This window comes from Streptomyces sp. NPDC054847, from assembly GCF_053610925.1.
The window spans coordinates 1-4,773 of the sequence record NZ_JBSGZJ010000518.1 but is presented as its reverse complement, the minus strand read 5'-3'; the positions used below and the strand labels follow the sequence as shown (position 1 = coordinate 4,773).

At 70.3% G+C, this 4,773-nt stretch carries 3 protein-coding genes; all 3 read left to right on the top strand.

The window, feature by feature from the left end; translation table 11 throughout:
* The coding region (sucB, locus tag ACWGH4_RS31380; protein ID WP_453466851.1) for a 2-oxoglutarate dehydrogenase, E2 component, dihydrolipoamide succinyltransferase at window positions 1–980 on the top strand (980 nt) is incomplete at its 5' end.
* 116 nt (window positions 981–1,096) lie between these two features.
* Window positions 1,097–1,720, top strand: coding sequence for an FCD domain-containing protein (locus ACWGH4_RS31375; protein ID WP_441262639.1), 624 nt, complete (start codon window positions 1,097–1,099; stop codon window positions 1,718–1,720).
* Window positions 1,721–2,028: 308 nt separating this feature from the next.
* Window positions 2,029–4,698: a pyruvate dehydrogenase (acetyl-transferring), homodimeric type gene (gene aceE, locus ACWGH4_RS31370; RefSeq protein WP_453466849.1), complete on the top strand. Its 2,670-nt coding sequence runs from the start codon at window positions 2,029–2,031 to the stop codon at window positions 4,696–4,698.
* The last annotated feature ends 75 nt before the right edge of the window (window positions 4,699–4,773 follow it).

The following is a 4,773-nucleotide window of genomic DNA, read 5'->3' as shown; positions in this document are numbered from 1 at the left end:
CGCCGGCCCAGGCCCCGGCGGCTCCCGCCGCGCCCGCCGCCGTCGAGGCGAGCGACGCGTACGTGACCCCGCTGGTCCGTAAGCTCGCCGCCGAGAACGGCGTCGACCTCGGTTCGGTCAAGGGCACCGGCGTCGGTGGCCGTATCCGCAAGCAGGACGTCATCGCCGCCGCGGAGGCCGCCAAGGCCGCCGCGCAGGCGCCCGCCCCCGCTGCCGCTCCGGCCGCGGCCAAGGCGCCGAAGCTCGAGGCGTCCCCGCTGCGTGGTCAGACGGTCAAGATGACCCGCATGCGCAAGGTCATCGGCGACAACATGATGAAGGCGCTGCACGACCAGGCGCAGCTGACCTCGGTCGTCGAGGTCGACATCACCAAGCTGATGAAGCTGCGCGCCCGTGCGAAGGACGCGTTCGCGGCCCGTGAGGGCGTCAAGCTCTCCCCGATGCCGTTCTTCGTCAAGGCCGCCGCCCAGGCGCTGAAGGCCCACCCGGTCGTCAACGCCCGGATCAACGAGGCCGAGGGCACCATCACGTACTTCGACTCGGAGAACATCGGCATCGCCGTGGACTCCGAGAAGGGTCTGATGACGCCGGTCATCAAGGGTGCGGGCGACCTGAACCTCGCCGGTATCGCCAAGAAGACCGCCGAGCTCGCCGGCGCCGTGCGCGCCAGCAAGATCACGCCGGACGACCTCGCCGGGGCGACCTTCACCATCAGCAACACCGGCTCGCGCGGTGCGCTGTTCGACACGATCATCGTGCCGCCGAACCAGGTCGCCATCCTGGGCATCGGTGCCACGGTCCGCCGCCCGGTGGTCGTGAACCACCCGGACCTCGGTGAGACGATCGCGATCCGCGACATGACGTACGTCGCGCTCTCCTACGACCACCGTCTGGTGGACGGCGCCGACGCCGCCCGCTACCTGACGACGGTCAAGCAGATCCTGGAGGCCGGTGAGTTCGAGGTCGAGCTCGGCCTCTGAGCGGCACCGCTGTAACCAGCCTCACCTGCTGCGCCCCCGCCCGGGAGTACTTCCGGGCGGGGGCGCAGCCGTATTGTCTAAGGGCCACAGGTCGACGCGGCTTTAAGGAGCGCTCCATGACCATCCCCGTCGTCCACTCGCTGCGCGATCAGATCCGCGAGCACATCGTGGAGGGGATCGTCAGCGGCCGCTGGAAGCCGGGGGAACGCATCGTCGAGCGCCGCATCGCCACCGAACTCGAGGTCTCCCAGACGCCGGTGCGTGAGGCACTGCGCGAGCTGGAGTCGCTGCGGCTGATCGAGTCGGCGCCCAACAAAGGTGTGCGGGTGCGGAATCTGACCGCCGCGGACCTGGAGGAGAGCTACCCGGTGCGGGCGGGCCTGGAGCAGATCGCGGCCGAACTGGCCGCGGGGCGACTGGCGGAGGACTGCACGACGCTGGAGCCGCACGTGACGGCGCTGTACGAGGCGGACCGGACCGGGGACTCGGCGGGGCAGGTCCGCCACACCGTGGCCTTCCACCGGGAGCTGGTCAGGGCGGCGGGCAACGGCGTCCTCCTGCACACCTGGGAGGGTCTGGGGATCGAGGTCTTCACGGCCCTGTCGATCCGCTGGCTGGGCACGGTGCAGAAGTCGTACGCGGAGGAGCACCAGGACCTGGTGGAGGCCTTCCGAAGGCGCGACCCGCAGATCGGCTCGCTGGTGAAGGCGCACGTCCTCGGCTGCGCCCCGCGCGCGTAGCCGGGTCACCGCCGGTGCCCCGCCCGTAGCTCTTCGCACGCGGCGGCGGGCACGCGGTCCGTCCTTCGCCGGCTGCACGGCTGGCGCCCTGCCTGCTCGAACGTGCATCTGCGTGCCCGATTAGACCCTTTCGTCGCGGCACAGCGTGCCCACTTTTGAGGCACCCGATGCCAATTTCACCCCAGGCTTTGATCGATCATCGATCAGAGACTTACAGTCGTCCCCGGGTCCACCAGACCCGTCGCCCTGTCCTGCCAGACACGGCACCCCCTTATCTCAACCCCCCTCCTGTCCGGAAGGCGGCGATCATGACCGACCCCGTAGGCAAGCTTCCGAGCGAGCTCGACCAGCTCCCGGACCGCGACGCCGAGGAAACCGCCGAGTGGGCGGCGTCCCTCGACGCCGTCGCGGAGCACGCAGGCCCGCACCGCGCCGCGTATCTGATGCGCCGCACGCTCCAGCACGCCGAGAAGGCCGGTGTGGCCCTGCCCCGCCTGCTGGAGACGGACTACGTCAACACCATCCCCACCTCCGCCGAGCCCGCCTTCGACGGCGACGAGGCGATGGAAGCCCGGATCACCGCCTGGAACCGCTGGAACGCCGCGGCCATGGTGACCCGCGGGTCCAAGCACGGCGTCGGCGGCCACATCGCCACCTTCGCCTCCGCGGCCTGGCTCTACGAGACCGGCTTCAACCACTTCTTCCGCGGCAAGGAGGGGGACGGCTCCGGCGACCAGCTCTACATCCAGGGCCACGCCTCCCCCGGCATCTACGCCCGCGCGTTCCTCGACGGTCGTCTCACCGAGGACCACCTCGACAATTTCCGCCAGGAGGCCGGCGGCAAGGGCCTCCCCTCGTACCCGCACCCGCGCCGGCTGCCCTGGCTGTGGGAGTTCCCCACCGTCTCCATGGGCCTCGGCCCGCTGTCGGCGATCTACCAGGCGCGGTTCAACCGCTACCTCCAGGGCCGCGGCATCAAGGACACCTCGAACTCCCACGTCTGGGCGTTCCTCGGTGACGGCGAGATGGACGAGCCCGAGTCGACCGCGGCACTCGCACTCGCCTCCCGTGAGCAGCTGGACAACCTGACCTTCGTGATCAACTGCAACCTGCAGCGTCTCGACGGCCCGGTCCGCGCCAACTTCAAGATCGTGCAGGAGCTGGAGGCCCAGTTCCGCGGCGCCGGCTGGAACGTCGTCAAGTCGCTGTGGGGTTCGGCCTGGGACGAGGTGTTCCAGCTCGACACCACGGGCGCCCTGGTGCGCCGGCTGCGCGAGGTCCCGGACGCGCAGTTCCAGACGTACGCGACCCGCGACGTGGCCTACATCCGTGAGCACTTCTTCGGCGCGGAGCCCGCGCTCGTCGAGCTCGGGAAGATCCTCAGCGACGCCAAGATCGCCGAGTGCTTCCACACCTCCCGCGGCGGCCACGAGGCCCGCAAGGTGTACGCGGCGTACCGTGCGGCGCTCGCCCACAAGGGCGCGCCGACCGTGATCCTCGCGCAGACGGTGAAGGGCCACACCCTCGGCAAGGGCTTCGAGTCCAAGAACGCCAACCACCAGATGAAGAAGCTGACGATCGACGAGTTCAAGGGCATGCGTGACCTGCTCGGGCTCCCGATCGCGGACAGCGCCTTCGACAGCGGTGTGGTGCCCTACGGCCACCCCGGCGCCGACTCCCCCGAGGTCCGCTACCTCCAGGAGCGCCGCGCGGCCCTCGGCGGCCCCGCCCCGGCCCGCCGGGTGCACGCCTCCGCGCCTCTGCCCCAGCCGGAGGAGCGCGCGTTCAAGGCGCTGCACAAGGGCTCCGGCAAGCAGGAGATGGCCACGACCATGGCCTTCGTCCGGCTGGTCAAGGACCTCATGCGGGACAAGCAGACCGGCCGCCGCTGGGTGCCGATCGTCCCGGACGAGGCGCGTACCTTCGGTATGGAGTCGCTGTTCCCGTCCGCCGGCATCTACTCGCCGATGGGCCAGACGTACGAGCCGGTCGACCGCGACCAGCTGATGTACTACAAGGAGGCCAAGGACGGCCAGATCCTCAACGAGGGGATCACCGAGGCCGGCGCCATGGCCGACTTCATCGCCGCCGCCACGTCGTACTCGACGCACGGCGAGACGATGATCCCGTTCTACATCTTCTACTCGATGTTCGGCTGGCAGCGGACCGGCGACCAGATGTGGCAGCTCGCCGACCAGCTCGGCAAGGGCTTCATCGTCGGCGCCACCGCGGGCCGCACCACGCTGACCGGTGAGGGCCTCCAGCACGCCGACGGTCACTCGCACCTGATCGCCGCCACCAACCCGGCGTCGCTCAACTACGACCCGGCGTTCGCGTACGAGATCGCGGTGATCGTCAAGGACGGTCTGCGCCGGATGTACGGCGAGAATCCTGAGGACGTCTTCTACTACCTCACGGTCTACAACGAGCCCAAGCCGCAGCCCGCCATGCCGGAGGGCGTCGAGGAAGGCATCGTCAAGGGCCTGTACCGCTTCAAGGAGGGCGCGGCCGGCGCGGACGCCCCGCGGCTCCAGCTGCTCGCCTCCGGTACGGCGATCCACTGGGCGCTCGAGGCCCAGAGGCTCCTGGCGGACGACTGGAACGTGGCCGCCGACGTCTGGTCCGCGACCTCGTGGGGCGAGCTGCGCCGCGACGCGCTCGAGGCCGACGCGGCCCTGCTGCGCGGCGAGCAGCGCACCCCGTACGTCACCCAGGCCCTGGAGGGCGCTCCCGGCCCGGTGCTGGCGGTCTCCGACTGGATGCGGCAGGTGCCGGACCAGATCAGCCAGTGGGTGGAGCAGGACTGGTCCTCGCTCGGCACGGACGGCTTCGGCCTGTCGGACACGCGTGACGCGGCCCGCCGCCACTTCGGTGTCGACGCGCAGTCGATCACGGTCGCGGCGCTGGCCCAGCTGGCGAAGCGCGGCGAGGTACCCGCCTCGGCCATAAAGGAGGCACGCGAGCGCTACGGCCTGTAGGCCCGCTCGTTCGTGAGGGCCCCCGCGGGCAGCCGCCCGCGGGGGCCTTCCGTGTCCGATGCTTGACCTTGACAC